Here is a 14,579-nt window from a genome sequence, read left to right as displayed (position 1 = left end):
CAGATTGTTTTTGGACAAATCCGGTTGACGGTGTAAGGTAACATAATATATACTGATCCTATATTTCGCGAAGTAACGATGTGTCTTGCGTTGCAGCCGGGGGGATTCTTGGTGAGTGTCGACCTCAAGGAAATAATGCTATCCGAGTATGATTTCATAAGTGATGAAGATATTGTCGAGGCTTTCCGTGGTGGCGACAGTGGCGCATTGGAACACTTAATTAATAAATACCGTAATTTTGTACGTGCTAAAGCCCGCTCTTATTTCTTGATCGGGGCAGATCGTGAAGATATTGTTCAAGAAGGAATGATTGGTCTCTATAAGGCTATTCGTGACTTTAAAGGTGACAAGCTCTCTTCATTCAAGGCTTTTGCTGAGCTCTGCATAACACGTCAGATTATAACTGCTATTAAGACGGCCACGCGTCAGAAGCATATTCCGCTCAATTCTTATGTTTCTTTGGATAAGCCCATTTATGATGAAGATTCCGACCGGACGCTTATGGATGTCATTTGTGGAACTCAGGTACTAGATCCAGAAGAGCTAATTATCAATCAAGAAGAATTCATTGGACTTGAAGATAAGATGGCGGAGATTTTAAGTGACCTAGAGCGTAAGGTTCTGATGTTGTATTTAGACGGACGATCTTATCAGGAAATTGCTGAAGATCTGAAACGGCATGTGAAATCTATTGACAACGCTTTACAACGAGTAAAGCGGAAATTAGAAAGATATCTAGAAGTGCGTGACAATTAATGATATAATGAACACAAGAGGGCTCGTACATCGAGTTCTTTTTTTTAGTCTCATGAAATTGCTTAGATAGAATTAGGAGCTAACACCATAAATTTCTATTTGAGTCGATTTTAGTTGTTGCCGTTGAGGGTAGGTTTATACACAGTCGGAATGCCCCATAATGATAAGGAAGACAGCGAAGTGTGAGGAAGAGATAGACCCAAGGACAGGGTACGGCCATATGACTATAACACCCGAAATTACCCAGTGCAGAACGGAATTCTTTCGTTGACACAGACCTTGACATTATGCTAAAGTGTTTTAGGTAGGCCTAAATTCGCGGCTTTTTTTAGGATCAATATTTACGTCTTCTAATTGTATTGTTAGAAGGACGTCTCGGGAGGTGCACATCATGCGGGTAATTATCACTTTGGCTTGTACAAGTTGCAAACAAAGAAACTATGCGACTACCAAAAACAAGCGAAATCACCCCGACCGCATGGAGATGAAGAAATTTTGCAAGTATTGTAACTCGCAAACTCCTCATCGCGAAACCAGATAGTCTGTGGAGGTGTAGTCGGCATGAAACGTAGTTTCAAGTCTATGTTTTCCTTTTTCACTGAGAGCTGGAGTGAACTCAAAAAAGTTCGCTGGCCAAGTCGTAAAGAATTGACCAACTATACATTGATCGTTCTCGGTACAATTGTAGTTGTCGCTATTTACTTCTGGGTTCTGGACATCGGTATTTCCGCTGTGATTGAAGCGATTATTTAGAGAGGTCCCAGGTGGCTTGATATGGAAAAAAGATGGTATGTCGTTCATACCTATTCTGGGTATGAGAATAAGGTCAAAGCCAATTTGGAAAAGCGCGTTGAGTCCATGGGCATGGAAGACAAAATATTCCGCGTTCTTGTTCCTATGGAAGAAGAAATCGTAAACAAAGACGGTAAGAAAAAAACCGTTATGCGTAAAGTTTACCCGGGTTATGTTTTGGTGGAAATGGTTCAGACTGATGATTCCTGGTATGTTGTCCGCAATACTCCGGGCGTTACTGGATTTGTTGGTTCGACAGGCTCAGGGTCTAAACCAACAGCTTTGCTTCCGGAAGAGGTAGAACAAATTCTGAAGCATATGGGCATGGTTGAACCTAAAGCGAAGATTGATTTCGAAATCAAGGAATCCGTACGTATTATGGTTGGTCCGTTTGCGAATTTTGTGGGATCCGTGGAAGAAATTTTGGCTGACAAGAGCAAGATCAAAGTGCATGTGAACATGTTTGGACGGGAAACCCCGCTAGAGTTGGATTTCACTCAAGTGGAGAAAATATAACATAAGCTAAGGGTTTCTTGTGGGAGAGCGCCAATGGCGTTCGAAGACCACTATTTTTGCAAGGAGGTGTCACTCATGGCTAAAAAAGTTATTAAAATGGTGAAACTGCAGATTCCTGCAGGGAAAGCGAATCCAGCGCCTCCAGTAGGTCCGGCGTTAGGTCAAGCAGGTGTCAACATCATGGCATTCTGTAAGGAATTTAATGCTCGTACTGCCGACCAGGCTGGCTTGATCATTCCGGTTGAAATTACAGTATTTGAAGACCGTTCCTTTACGTTCATCACTAAAACTCCTCCGGCTGCTGTTCTGCTTCGCATCGCTGCTAAAGTAGAAAAAGGATCCGGCGAACCAAACAAGAAAAAAGTAGCAAAAATCGGCCGCGCTGCGGTTCGTGAAATTGCTGAAACAAAAATGCCAGACCTTAACGCTGCATCTGTAGAAGCTGCAATGCGTATGGTTGAAGGTACTGCTCGCAGTATGGGGATCACAATCGAAGACTAGTAGTTTTCGAAGAATCGGTCATTCGTGACCCGCAAGTATGTGGGAGGAATTTCCGCTAACACCACAAAGGAGGAACATTTTCATGGCTAAACATGGTAAGAAATACCAAGAAGCTGCTAAGCTGATCAACAGCGAAGCAACTTACGAGCCTTCAGAAGCTGTAGAGCTTGTGAAAAAGGCAGCGACTGCAAAATTCGACGAAACCGTTGAAGCAGCAGTTCGTCTGGGTGTAGACCCGCGTAAACAAGACCAAGCAGTTCGTGGTGTTGTTGTCCTGCCTCACGGCACTGGTAAAACACAACGCGTGCTTGTATTTGCAAAAGGTGAAAAAGCGAAAGAGGCAGAAGCTGCTGGCGCGGATTTTGTTGGTGATCAAGACATGATCAACAAAATTCAACAAGGCTGGTTTGAATTTGATGTCTGCGTAGCTACACCTGATATGATGAGTGAAGTCGGTAAACTGGGTCGTCTGCTTGGTGGTAAAGGTCTTATGCCTAACCCTAAAGCTGGCACAGTTACATTCGATGTTTCCAAGGCTGTGCAAGAAATCAAAGCCGGTAAAATCGAATATCGTCTTGACAAAGCAGGTCAAATTCACGCGCCAATCGGCAAAGTGTCCTTTGATGCTGCACAATTGAACGATAACCTTAAAGCTCTTATCGACGCTTTGAACCGTGCGAAACCAGCTGCTGCTAAAGGTGTATACCTTAAAGGCATCTCGATTTCTTCCACAATGGGTCCTAGCGCTCGTGTGAACACAACCGTCTTCAGATAAATAAGGGTTGACTCTTTGAGTCAATTTTGATAATCTATAACAGTTGTGAAACTTAAGGTATCAATCTTAACCTTGAATATGCTTACCGTAGACAGTAGGTGCCTTAGTGCTTAATTCCCTACCGAGGTGTTGTGATAGAAACAAGAAGTAACGAGCTCGCTCGTATAACTTTCGTTTTATCAAGCCTTCGTGATTCTGCGGAGGCTTTTCTAATGCCTGCGTAGGAGCGGTGATGCTTTCCTTGGAAAGGACGCCGACACATAAATTTTCAGGAGGTGTATACATTGGCAAATGCAAAAGTAATTCAAGCAAAACAGGATGCGGTTGACGTTGTTACTGCGAAACTGCAAAACAGTCTTTCGACTGTTGTAGCGGACTACCGTGGATTGAACGTTTCCCAAGTGACTGAACTGCGTAAGCAACTTCGTGAAGCTGGCGTTGAGTTTCAAGTCCTGAAGAACACATTGCTACGTCGCGCAACTGCTGCGGCTGAGTTGACTGAGTTGGATGAAGTTTTGACTGGTCCAACAGCTATCGCATTCAGCACAACTGATGCAGTAGCTCCAGCTAAAATTTTGAACGATTTCGCCAAGAAAAACGACGCTTTGAAATTGAAAGGCGGCGTAGTAGAAGGACGTGTCATCGACGCGGACCAATTGAAAGCACTGGCTGAGCTTCCATCCCGCGATGGTTTGCTGTCCATGCTGCTTAGCGTACTTCAAGCTCCAATGCGCAACTTCGCGCTTGCAGTTAAAGCTGTTGCTGAAAAAGAAGAACAAAGCGCGTAAGCCTTTGGCTCTTGCAGCATAAATCAATACCACAAACAAATTTAAATTATAAATGGAGGTTCAATCATGAGTAAAGAAGCAATCTTGGAAGCAATTAAAGGCATGAGCGTATTGGAACTGAACGACCTGGTTAAAGCAATTGAAGAAGAATTCGGCGTAACAGCAGCAGCTCCAGTAGCAGCTGGCGGTGCGGTAGCAGCAGTAGCTGAAGAGCAATCCGAATTTGACGTAATTTTGACAGGCGCTGGCGCTTCCAAAATCAACGTTATCAAAATCGTTCGCGAAATCACAGGCCTTGGCTTGAAAGAAGCTAAAGACCTTGTAGACAACGCACCAAAAGCAATCAAAGAAAAAGTAAGCAAAGACGAAGCCGAAGCTACTAAAGCAAAATTGGAAGAAGCAGGCGCAGCTGTAGAAGTGAAGTAATTCCTTCTATACTGAAAACCCCTTGAACTTGTTCAAGGGGTTTATTTTATAAAAATATAAGAAAGTATAAGTTTCACATTATACTTTCTTATATTTCTCGCTTGAACGCTTATCGTCCTTATAAGGACATCAGAGGCGTTTATGCTTGATAGAGTTAGTAGGGTTGTGTGAATACAAACTATTAACATAAAGGAAAGGGAGGATAGAGATGTCGCAACATTATTATTCGCAGCAACCGGAAGTGCGTCATGACAGACGTACCATCGACACCGTTCTAAGAGGCAAAAGCTTTCGCTTCACAAGTGATGCGGGTGTGTTCTCTAAAGGAGACATCGATTACGGTAGTCGAGTTCTCATTGAAGCTATGGATATTCCGGACGGTTCGGCAGTGCTTGATGTGGGCTGCGGATATGGACCGATAGGTATAAGTGCAGCATACCTAGCCCCCAAAGGGCAAGTTACGATGATTGATATTAATAGTCGTGCGGTAGAACTTGCGCGTGAAAATGCCCAGCACAATGGAATCCGGAATGTTACGGTAATGGAAAGCGATGTGCTCGGCGCATTGAATGAACAACAAAAGTTCGATGTGATTCTTACCAATCCTCCGATACGTGCAGGAAAAGCTGTAGTGCATCAGATTTTTGAAGAAGCTTATGAGCATTTAAATGAGGGTGGATTTCTGTGGATTGTTATTCAGAAGAAGCAGGGCGCTCCATCAGCGGTAGCTAAACTTGAAAGCTTGTTCTCAAATGTAGAAGAAGTGGGCAAAGATAAAGGTTATCGTATTATTAAAGCTCAAAAATAAAAATCAATAGGTTATTGACATGTGATAGTGATAATGGTATTATTATAAAATGTCAGTATTAAGATAGGCTCCATGTCTTTAGTTTGCTGAAAATGTCAAGCGATATATTGTCGCCGGCTAGCGCAAGCCGTACGGCAAGTTTTTTGCGAATTGGTTCTCTATGCTCTGGCGTAGCGAGTGTTACGCGGTAATAGATAATAGCGCATAAACTGTTGCTTGGTGACGTATAATATGTACGTTTTGGGCAAATCTACTGGATAAGGAGTATTTTGGTCATGGATAAGTGCGCTCTTTTTTCGAAGATTTCGATAAGGGCTTTTCTTTTATTTATGACTGAATCCTTGTAGTATGGTTCCATTATACGGTTCCAAACAAGGGTTCGCAATCAATTTTTAAGTGAGTAGACATGAGGGGTGAGTAAAGTTGGCAGGACATCTTGTTCAGTATGGTCGACGCACTCGGCGGAGCTATGCGAGAATTAACGAGGTACTCGAGGTCCCGAACCTGATCGAGATCCAACAAAAATCTTATGATTGGTTTTTGGAGGAAGGATTGCGGGAAATGTTTCAGGACATCTCGCCGATCCAGGATTTCACAGGTAATTTGGTACTAGAGTTCATTGATTACAGCCTGGGTGAACCGAAATATACGGTTGACGACGCTAAAGAGCGGGACGTGACGTATGCGGCTCCTCTGCGTGTAAAGGTGCGGCTCATTAATAAGGAGACCGGTGAGGTCAAAGAGCAGGAAGTGTTCATGGGAGATTTCCCGCTGATGACGGAGACCGGCACTTTTATTATTAACGGTGCGGAACGGGTTATTGTCAGCCAGTTGGTTCGCTCTCCAAGCGTCTATTTCAGCACAAAAGTGGATAAGAACGGCAAAAAAACCTACACCGCCACAGTAATCCCGAACCGCGGAGCCTGGTTGGAACTTGAGACCGACGCTAAGGATATTATGTATGTTCGTATCGATCGGACTCGTAAAATTCCTGTTACCGTACTTTTGCGTGCTCTCGGTTTCGGTAGTGATGCCGAAATTCTGGAATTGCTTGGCAATGATGAATATATTCGCAATACGCTGGATAAAGACAACACGGACTCCACGGAGAAGGCGCTTATTGAAATTTATGAGCGTTTGCGTCCGGGCGAACCGCCGACACTAGACAATGCCAAAAGTTTGCTGGTCGCGCGTTTCTTTGATCCAAAACGCTACGACCTAGCTAATGTAGGCCGTTACAAAATCAATAAAAAGCTACACATTAAGAACCGTCTTTTCAATCAACGTCTTGCTCAGCCTTTGGTTGACGAAGCTACAGGAGAAATCCTGGCTGAGTCCGGTCAAATGGTCGATCGCAGACTGCTTGATGAATTGATTCCTTACTTCGAAAAGAATGTTGCCTTTAAGAACTACCGTGTTACTGGTGGGGTTATGGACAGCGAAGATATTCCTCTTCAAACGATTGACGTATTCTCGCCAATTGAAGAAGGTCGGGTTATTAAGCTGATCGCTAACGGCAACATCGACAAGTCTGTTAAGCACATTACTCAAGCTGATATTATATCCTCGATCAGCTACTTTATTAATTTGCTTCACGGAATTGGTAATACCGATGATATTGACCATCTGGGTAACCGTCGTCTGCGTTCTGTGGGTGAACTTCTGCAGAATCAGTTCCGTATCGGTTTGTCCCGTATGGAGCGCGTTGTGCGTGAAAGAATGTCGATTCAGGATGCTAATGCAATTACGCCTCAAGCTCTGATCAATATTCGTCCGGTTATCGCGTCCATTAAAGAGTTCTTCGGTAGCTCCCAGCTGTCTCAGTTTATGGACCAGACGAACCCACTTGCGGAACTTACGCATAAACGTCGTCTGTCTGCACTCGGACCCGGTGGTTTGACACGTGAACGCGCGGGCTTTGAAGTTCGTGACGTCCATCACAGTCACTACGGCCGGATGTGTCCAATTGAAACACCGGAAGGTCCGAACATTGGATTGATCAACTCCTTGTCCACCTTTGCTCGTATCAACGAATACGGCTTTATTGAAGCTCCGTATCGTTGGGTAGATCCAAAGACAGGTAAGGTAACTGAACAAATCGATTATCTGACTGCTGATGAGGAAGATAATTATGTAGTTGCTCAGGCTAACGTATTGATCGATGAAGATGGCTCCTTTAAGGAAGACATGGTAATCGTTCGTTACAATAAAGACTCTGACAACATTACAACAATGCCAAGTAATCGTGTAGATTACATGGACGTTTCGCCTAAACAGGTCGTATCCGTCGCTACGGCGCTCATTCCGTTCCTTGAGAACGATGACTCCAACCGCGCTCTGATGGGATCTAACATGCAGCGTCAAGCCGTTCCACTTTTAATTCCTAAAGCTCCGTTGGTCGGAACAGGGATGGAACATAAATCCGCTAAGGATTCTGGCGTATGTGTTGTTTCTAAATATGACGGTATTATCGAACGCTCTTCAGCTAATGAAATTTGGCTGCGCCGGGTTGAAACTGTCGAAGGCAAAGAAATTAAAGGCGATATCGTTAAATATAAATTACACAAATTTATGCGTTCTAACCAAGGTACCTGTATTAACCAACGTCCTCTAGCTAAAAGAGGGGATATTGTTAAGAAGGGTGACATCCTGGCGGACGGTCCTTCTACAGAAATGGGCGAACTTGCTCTTGGTCGTAACGTAGTCGTTGCGTTCATGACTTGGGAAGGTTACAACTACGAGGATGCGATCCTGTTAAGTGAAAAGCTAGTTAAGGAAGATGTATACACTTCGATTCATATCGAGGAATACGAATCCGAAGCTCGTGACACTAAACTGGGACCTGAAGAAATCACACGTGATATTCCAAACGTGGGCGAAGAAGCTCTGCGCAATCTTGATGAGCGTGGAATTATCCGCATCGGTGCGGAAATCAGTGCTGGTGACATTCTAGTTGGTAAGGTTACTCCTAAGGGTGTAACTGAATTGACTGCAGAAGAGCGTCTCCTACACGCTATCTTTGGTGAGAAGGCTCGTGAAGTACGGGATACCTCTTTACGCGTTCCTCACGGTAGTGATGGTATTATCGTTGACGTTAAAGTATTTACACGTGAGAACGGCGATGAGCTGCCTCCTGGCGTAAATCAATTGGTTCGTGTGTACATCGCTCAGAAACGTAAGATTTCTGAAGGTGACAAAATGGCCGGACGTCACGGTAACAAGGGTGTTGTTGCTCGTATCCTGCCAGAAGAAGATATGCCGTTCCTTCCGGACGGTACGCCAGTACAGGTTGTTCTTAACCCTCTAGGCGTTCCTTCTCGTATGAACATCGGACAGGTGCTTGAGGTCCATATTGGTATGGCCGCATTGCGTCTGGGAATTCACATTGCAACGCCGGTATTCGACGGAGCACGTGAGTACGACGTATTTGATACGATGGAAGAAGCTGGCATGCAGCGTAATGGTAAGACTGTATTGTACGATGGTCGTACAGGTGAACGCTTCGAACGTGAAGTTACTGTCGGCGTCATGCATATGATCAAACTGGCGCACATGGTTGATGATAAGATTCACGCCCGTTCAACAGGACCTTACTCACTAGTTACGCAACAGCCACTGGGTGGTAAAGCTCAGTTTGGTGGACAGCGTTTCGGGGAGATGGAAGTGTGGGCGCTTGAAGCTTACGGTGCTGCATATACATTGCAAGAAATTTTGACCGTAAAATCCGATGACGTGGTTGGTCGCGTGAAGACGTACGAATCCATTGTCAAAGGTGAAAATGTACCGGAACCAGGTGTTCCTGAGTCGTTCAAGGTATTGATCAAAGAACTGCAGTCCCTGGGTATGGATGTTAAGATTCTTAGCGGTGACGAGCAGGAAATTGAAATGAGAGAATTGGACGATGAGGACGAGACGTCAGGCGACAAGCTGAGCCTCAATTTAGAAGGCGCAGAAGTCGGAGCAGAATAATCACGTTGGAGCTTTTGAGTTCCATTTTATAAAGGACCGCGCCCTCTTTTGATGTAACAGTCAGAGGAGGGCAAAGCGGTACTAAATCAGGATTAGGTTAAGGAGGGTTGCTCCTTGTTGGACGTTAACAATTTTGAATTTATGAAAATCGGACTCGCTTCTCCGGAGAAGATTCGTTCATGGTCCCGCGGAGAAGTTAAGAAACCGGAAACCATTAACTATCGTACATTGAAACCGGAAAAAGAGGGTCTTTTCTGTGAGCGTATCTTTGGACCGCAAAAAGACTGGGAATGTCATTGCGGTAAATACAAACGTGTCCGTTATAAGGGCGTAGTCTGCGACCGTTGTGGCGTTGAAGTTACTCGTGCTAAAGTTCGTCGTGAACGTATGGGTCACATTGAATTGGCTGCTCCGGTATCTCATATCTGGTACTTCAAAGGTATCCCAAGCCGTATGGGTTTGGCACTAGATATGTCTCCAAGATCACTTGAAGAGATTATCTACTTCGCTTCGTATGTTGTAACTGACCCAGGTGAAACACCACTGGAAAAGAAACAACTTCTATCCGAGAAAGAATATCGTAGCTACCGTGAAAAATACGGTTACGGATTCCAAGCGGGCATGGGTGCTGAAGCTGTTAAGAAGCTTCTTCAAGACATCGACATCGAAAAAGAGCTGGAATTCCTCAAAGAAGAACTGCGTACGGCCCAAGGCCAACGTCGTAACCGGGCGATCAAACGTCTGGAAGTCATTGAAGCATTCCGTAACTCAGGCAACAAACCTGATTGGATGATCATGGATGTTCTTCCGGTTATTCCTCCGGAGCTTCGTCCGATGGTTCAATTGGATGGTGGCCGTTTTGCTACGTCTGATTTGAACGATCTTTATCGTCGTGTTATTAACCGGAACAACCGTCTGAAAAGACTGCTGGATCTTGGTGCACCTGACATTATCGTGCAGAACGAGAAACGGATGCTACAGGAAGCTGTCGATGCTCTCATCGATAACGGCCGTAGAGGACGTCCGGTAACGGGTCCTGGTAACCGTCCATTGAAATCTCTCAGCCACATGCTGAAAGGTAAACAAGGACGTTTCCGTCAGAACTTGCTCGGTAAACGGGTTGACTACTCTGGTCGTTCCGTTATCGTTGTAGGACCGTACCTCAAGATGTATCAGTGCGGACTTCCTAAGAAAATGGCGCTAGAATTGTTCAAGCCTTTTGTCATGAAGGAATTGGTTAATAAGGGCCTAGCCCACAACATAAAGAGCGCAAAACGTAAAGTTGAGCGTGTAAGTCCTGAAGTATGGGATGTACTTGAAGAAGTAATCAGAGAGCACCCAGTACTTCTAAACCGCGCACCAACACTTCACCGTCTCGGTATCCAAGCTTTTGAACCGATTTTGGTGGAAGGTCATGCTATTCGTCTTCACCCACTCGTATGTACTGCTTATAACGCCGACTTTGACGGTGACCAAATGGCGGTGCACGTTCCTCTGTCAGCAGAAGCTCAAGCGGAAGCACGTATTCTCATGCTTGCATCCGGTAATATCTTGAACCCTAAAGACGGAAAACCGGTTGTAACACCTTCCCAGGATATGGTCCTTGGTACTTTCTACCTGACCATGGACAACAAGGAAGAAAAAGGATCAGGTATGATTCTGCGTACCGTAAATGAAGCTGTATCAGCTTACCAACGCGGAACTGCAGGTCTTCATGCTCGTGTAGCTATTCCAGTTAAAGCACTAGGTAAGACTTGCTTTACGGAAAAACAACAAGGCGCAATGTTGATTACTACGATCGGTAAGATTATATTTAATGAAATTTACCCAAGTAGTTTCCCTTATATCAATGAAGCGACTAAGACTAACTTGCTGCATGGCACGCCAGAGAAATACTTTATCTATGAAAAAGGCGCAGATATTCGCGAGCTGATTGAATCCGCTCCTGAAGCCAGCGCTGTAGGTAAAGAATATCTGGGTCTGATTATCGCACGTTGTTTTGAAACTTATCATACAACCAAAACCTCTATGATTTTGGATAAAATTAAACAACTCGGCTTTACTTACTCCACACGTTCCGGTGTTACCGTTGCTGTGTCGGATGTTATCGTGCCTGAGGAGAAAGTTACGATCCTGAAAGAGTCCGAAGCTAAGGTAGATGTGGTTGCTAACCAATATCGCCGTGGTCTGATCACTAATGACGAACGGTACGACCGCGTTATTGAGATCTGGTCGAAGACGAAGGATGATCTTACGAACATCCTGCTTAAATCGATGGACCGTTTCAACTCAATCATGCTCATGGTTGACTCCAAAGCGCGGGGTAACAAATCGCAGATCACTCAGCTGGGTGGTATGCGTGGTCTGATGGCAACACCTTCGGGTCGGATTTTCGAATTGCCAATTAAAGCGAACTTCCGTGAAGGTCTTACGGTCTTGGAGTACTTTATCTCCACTCACGGAGCGCGTAAAGGTCTTGCCGATACCGCACTTCGTACTGCTGACTCCGGTTACTTGACTCGTCGTCTCGTTGACGTAGCCCAGGACGTTATCGTCCGTGAGGAAGATTGTGGAACGGATAAAGGATTTACAGTTAGTCGTATTCAGGATGGTAAAGAGGTTATTGAGGATCTGTATGACCGTATTGAAGGTCGTTACTGCTTCGAGACTGTTCGTCATCCGGAAACAGGCGAAATCATTGTTCACCGCAACGATTTGATTGACTCCGATAAAGCGGAAGCAATCGTAGAAGCTGGTGTAACTAAGCTACAAATCCGCTCTGTACTAAGCTGCCGTGCTCGTCATGGTGTTTGTAAGAAATGTTACGGTCGTAACTTGGCAACTGGTAAACACGTTGAGATCGGTGAAGCGGTTGGTATTATCGCTGCACAATCTATCGGTGAACCAGGAACCCAGCTTACAATGCGTACGTTCCATACCGGCGGTGTTGCCGGTGATGACATCACGCAAGGTTTGCCGCGTATTCAAGAGTTGTTTGAAGCCCGTAACCCTAAAGGTCAGGCTACAATCAGTGAGATCGATGGTGTAATCAAGGAAATCCGTGAAACTAAGGATCGTCGTGAAATCGAAGTTCAAGGTGAAGCAGAATCCAAGACTTATTCCATTACTTATGGATCACGTCTACGTGTCAGCGAAGGCCAAGAAATTGAAGCCGGCGATGAGTTGACAGACGGTTCGATTGACCCTAAAGAAATGCTGCGAATCAAAGGGATCCGTGGGGTACAAAACTACATTCTGCAAGAAGTTCAGCGTGTATATCGTAACCAGGGCGTTGAGATCAATGATAAGCACATTGAAGTTATGATCAAACAAATGCTTCGGAAGATCCGTATCATTGATGCAGGTGACACAAGTCTGTTACCAGGCGCGTTTGCGGATATTCATGAATATGAAGCTGCTAATAAGGAAGCCATCTTGTCAGGTAAAGAGCCTGCAGTTGCTAAACCGGTCTTACTCGGTATTACCAAGGCATCTCTTGAGACAGATTCCTTCTTATCCGCTGCATCTTTCCAAGAAACTACTCGTGTCTTAACAGACGCTGCTATCAAAGGCAAAGTAGATAAGTTGCTTGGACTCAAAGAAAATGTTATTATCGGTAAGTTGATTCCTGCAGGTACTGGTATGAATCGTTACCGTAATGTTAAGCTAAGTGATCCAAATGCAGAAAGCGCGCTTGAATCTTTAGAGCCGGTTCCTGCTGAATAAATTAGCAAACATGGTAGTGAACTCGTGTCATACCTAATCATAGGTGTGACACGAATATCTGCTGTGTATAATATTCATAAAAATTATTTCTGAATTTCTTGACACCATCTATTGATAATGCTAAAATGTCTAAGGTGCGTGAGTAGCCATGTTATCCTTGTTCATTGGAGGTAATGATTATGACTGATGATAGAGGACTACAGGATGCTCAGGTCAAGATCGGTACCAAACAAACCGTCAAGGCGGTAGAATTGGGCCAAGCTGCAGAAGTCTATGTGGCAGAGGACGGAGATCAAAGGCTTACTTCCAGGATAGTTATGCTTTGTAACAAACAAGGTGTTAAGATCACATACGTGGATACGATGCTGAATTTGGGCAAGGCCTGCGGAATAGAAGTTGGCGCTGCGATGGCAGCCGTCTTAAAACAATAGCTACGGAAATGTTTTTGTACTGGGGTGAACTCCAGCGGCAAGAACTTTTCATTTGTCTTTTTATGAACCGCCTGGGTCTGTGGGCTTAGAGTTCTTAAATCGGCTATCATTTCAGGAAGGGGGTGGCAACAACATGCCAACAATTAACCAATTGGTTCGTAAAGGCCGTCAAGCCAAAATCGAAAAATCTAAATCTCCCGCTCTTCAAAAAGGGTATAACGCCCTCAAGCGTGAGGCTACAAATTTGAGCGCTCCGCAAAAACGCGGTGTGTGCACTCGTGTTGGTACTATGACTCCACGTAAACCAAACTCAGCGCTTCGTAAATATGCCCGTGTTCGTTTGACGAACCGTCTCGAGGTAACAGCTTATATCCCGGGTATCGGACATAACTTACAAGAGCACAGTGTTGTATTACTTCGCGGAGGTAAAGTAAAGGACCTTGCAGGGGTTCGTTACCATATCGTTCGTGGTGCATTGGATACAGCAGGTGTAGCTAACCGGATGCAAGCTCGTTCTAAATACGGTGCTAAACGTCCTAAAGCTAAGAAATAAGAAAAAATTCTAGAATAATAAACATTTAAGAAAGGGGGATATCCATGCCACGCAAAGGTCCAGTTACTAAGAGAGACGTATTGCCAGATCCGTTGTATAATAGCAAGTTGGTTACTCGTTTGATTAACCGCATTATGCTGGGTGGTAAAAGAGGTGTCGCTCAAAGCATTCTGTACAATTCATTCAAGTTGATTGAAGAACGTACGGGTAAAGATCCGATGGAAGTTTTCGAAGCTGCCATCAAGAATATCATGCCGGTTTTGGAAGTCAAAGCTCGTCGTGTCGGTGGTGCTAACTATCAAGTACCTATCGAGGTTAAACCAGAGAGACGTACTGCTCTGGGATTACGTTGGCTCGTAAACTACTCTCGCAACCGCGGTGAGAAGACGATGGAAGAGCGTTTGGCGGCTGAGATCATCGACGCTTCCAACAACACAGGCGCTTCTGTTAAGAAACGCGAAGATACACACAAAATGGCTGAAGCAAACAAAGCGTTCGCTCACTACCGTTGGTAGGATTAAGGTCATTCAAATAACTT

14 protein-coding genes and 1 other annotated feature are annotated in these 14,579 nt (G+C 44.7%); all 14 genes read left to right on the top strand.

Translation table 11 applies throughout. From position 1 onward, the window contains the following. Positions 1-111 precede the first annotated feature (111 nt). A complete protein-coding gene (sigH, locus tag PAENI_RS21225; protein ID WP_036680496.1) occupies positions 112-756 on the top strand; it encodes an RNA polymerase sporulation sigma factor SigH in 645 nt (214 codons plus the stop codon). A gap of 391 nt (positions 757-1,147) precedes the next feature. Beyond that, on the top strand, positions 1,148-1,297 hold the full coding sequence (rpmG, locus tag PAENI_RS21220; protein WP_076099620.1) for a 50S ribosomal protein L33: 150 nt from the start codon (positions 1,148-1,150) through the stop codon (positions 1,295-1,297). A gap of 20 nt (positions 1,298-1,317) precedes the next feature. Then, positions 1,318-1,509, top strand: a complete 192-nt coding sequence (gene secE, locus PAENI_RS21215; RefSeq protein ID WP_036680497.1) for a preprotein translocase subunit SecE — start codon at positions 1,318-1,320, stop codon at positions 1,507-1,509. A 21-nt stretch (positions 1,510-1,530) separates the two neighbouring features. Next, positions 1,531-2,064: a transcription termination/antitermination protein NusG gene (gene nusG, locus PAENI_RS21210; protein ID WP_036680499.1), complete on the top strand. Its 534-nt coding sequence runs from the start codon at positions 1,531-1,533 to the stop codon at positions 2,062-2,064. 75 nt (positions 2,065-2,139) lie between these two features. Continuing rightward, complete coding sequence (gene rplK, locus PAENI_RS21205; RefSeq protein WP_042131235.1) at positions 2,140-2,565, top strand: 50S ribosomal protein L11; 426 nt, start codon at positions 2,140-2,142, stop codon at positions 2,563-2,565. 82 nt (positions 2,566-2,647) lie between these two features. Then, positions 2,648-3,340 (top strand): 50S ribosomal protein L1, encoded by a 693-nt coding sequence (gene rplA, locus PAENI_RS21200; RefSeq protein WP_036680504.1) that lies wholly within the window; start codon positions 2,648-2,650, stop codon positions 3,338-3,340. Positions 3,341-3,407: 67 nt separating this feature from the next. Beyond that, positions 3,408-3,560: a sequence feature (ribosomal protein L10 leader region), on the top strand. A 64-nt stretch (positions 3,561-3,624) separates the two neighbouring features. Then, entirely contained in the window at positions 3,625-4,128 is a 504-nt protein-coding gene (gene rplJ / locus PAENI_RS21195) for a 50S ribosomal protein L10 (protein WP_042192187.1), read from the top strand. Positions 4,129-4,194: 66 nt separating this feature from the next. After that, positions 4,195-4,554 (top strand): 50S ribosomal protein L7/L12, encoded by a 360-nt coding sequence (gene rplL / locus PAENI_RS21190; RefSeq protein ID WP_036680508.1) that lies wholly within the window; start codon positions 4,195-4,197, stop codon positions 4,552-4,554. A gap of 208 nt (positions 4,555-4,762) precedes the next feature. Then, positions 4,763-5,362: a class I SAM-dependent methyltransferase gene (locus tag PAENI_RS21185; RefSeq protein WP_042192184.1), complete on the top strand. Its 600-nt coding sequence runs from the start codon at positions 4,763-4,765 to the stop codon at positions 5,360-5,362. Between the two features lie 423 nt (positions 5,363-5,785). Beyond that, positions 5,786-9,331 (top strand): DNA-directed RNA polymerase subunit beta, encoded by a 3,546-nt coding sequence (gene rpoB, locus PAENI_RS21180; RefSeq protein WP_149646629.1) that lies wholly within the window; start codon positions 5,786-5,788, stop codon positions 9,329-9,331. Positions 9,332-9,445: 114 nt separating this feature from the next. Then, positions 9,446-13,057: a DNA-directed RNA polymerase subunit beta' gene (gene rpoC, locus PAENI_RS21175; RefSeq protein WP_149646628.1), complete on the top strand. Its 3,612-nt coding sequence runs from the start codon at positions 9,446-9,448 to the stop codon at positions 13,055-13,057. Between the two features lie 179 nt (positions 13,058-13,236). After that, positions 13,237-13,488 carry a ribosomal L7Ae/L30e/S12e/Gadd45 family protein gene (locus PAENI_RS21170; RefSeq protein WP_042131229.1) on the top strand — a complete coding sequence of 84 codons (252 nt, stop codon included), beginning with the start codon at positions 13,237-13,239 and terminating at the stop codon, positions 13,486-13,488. A gap of 133 nt (positions 13,489-13,621) precedes the next feature. Beyond that, entirely contained in the window at positions 13,622-14,041 is a 420-nt protein-coding gene (gene rpsL / locus PAENI_RS21165; RefSeq protein ID WP_036680518.1) for a 30S ribosomal protein S12, read from the top strand. Between the two features lie 44 nt (positions 14,042-14,085). Then, positions 14,086-14,556 (top strand): 30S ribosomal protein S7, encoded by a 471-nt coding sequence (gene rpsG, locus PAENI_RS21160; RefSeq protein ID WP_036680520.1) that lies wholly within the window; start codon positions 14,086-14,088, stop codon positions 14,554-14,556. Positions 14,557-14,579 lie beyond the last annotated feature (23 nt).

Source organism: Paenibacillus sp. B2(2019), assembly GCF_008370385.1.
In the GTDB taxonomy this organism is placed as follows: Bacteria; Bacillota; Bacilli; order Paenibacillales; family Paenibacillaceae; genus Paenibacillus_AQ.
This window is presented reverse-complemented; position numbering and strand designations above follow the sequence as displayed.

Excerpts from the sequence above, each read along its gene's own strand:
- rpmG (WP_076099620.1), top strand. The coding sequence starts at position 1,148 with ATGCGGGTAATTATCACTTTGGCTTGTACAAGTTGCAAACAAAGAAAC.
- secE (WP_036680497.1), top strand. The coding sequence starts at position 1,318 with ATGAAACGTAGTTTCAAGTCTATGTTTTCCTTTTTCACTGAGAGCTGG.
- nusG (WP_036680499.1), top strand. The coding sequence starts at position 1,531 with ATGGAAAAAAGATGGTATGTCGTTCATACCTATTCTGGGTATGAGAAT.
- rplK (WP_042131235.1), top strand. The coding sequence starts at position 2,140 with ATGGCTAAAAAAGTTATTAAAATGGTGAAACTGCAGATTCCTGCAGGG.
- rplA (WP_036680504.1), top strand. The coding sequence starts at position 2,648 with ATGGCTAAACATGGTAAGAAATACCAAGAAGCTGCTAAGCTGATCAAC.
- rplL (WP_036680508.1), top strand. The coding sequence starts at position 4,195 with ATGAGTAAAGAAGCAATCTTGGAAGCAATTAAAGGCATGAGCGTATTG.
- PAENI_RS21185 (WP_042192184.1), top strand. The coding sequence starts at position 4,763 with ATGTCGCAACATTATTATTCGCAGCAACCGGAAGTGCGTCATGACAGA.
- PAENI_RS21170 (WP_042131229.1), top strand. The coding sequence starts at position 13,237 with ATGACTGATGATAGAGGACTACAGGATGCTCAGGTCAAGATCGGTACC.
- rpsL (WP_036680518.1), top strand. The coding sequence starts at position 13,622 with ATGCCAACAATTAACCAATTGGTTCGTAAAGGCCGTCAAGCCAAAATC.
- rpsG (WP_036680520.1), top strand. The coding sequence starts at position 14,086 with ATGCCACGCAAAGGTCCAGTTACTAAGAGAGACGTATTGCCAGATCCG.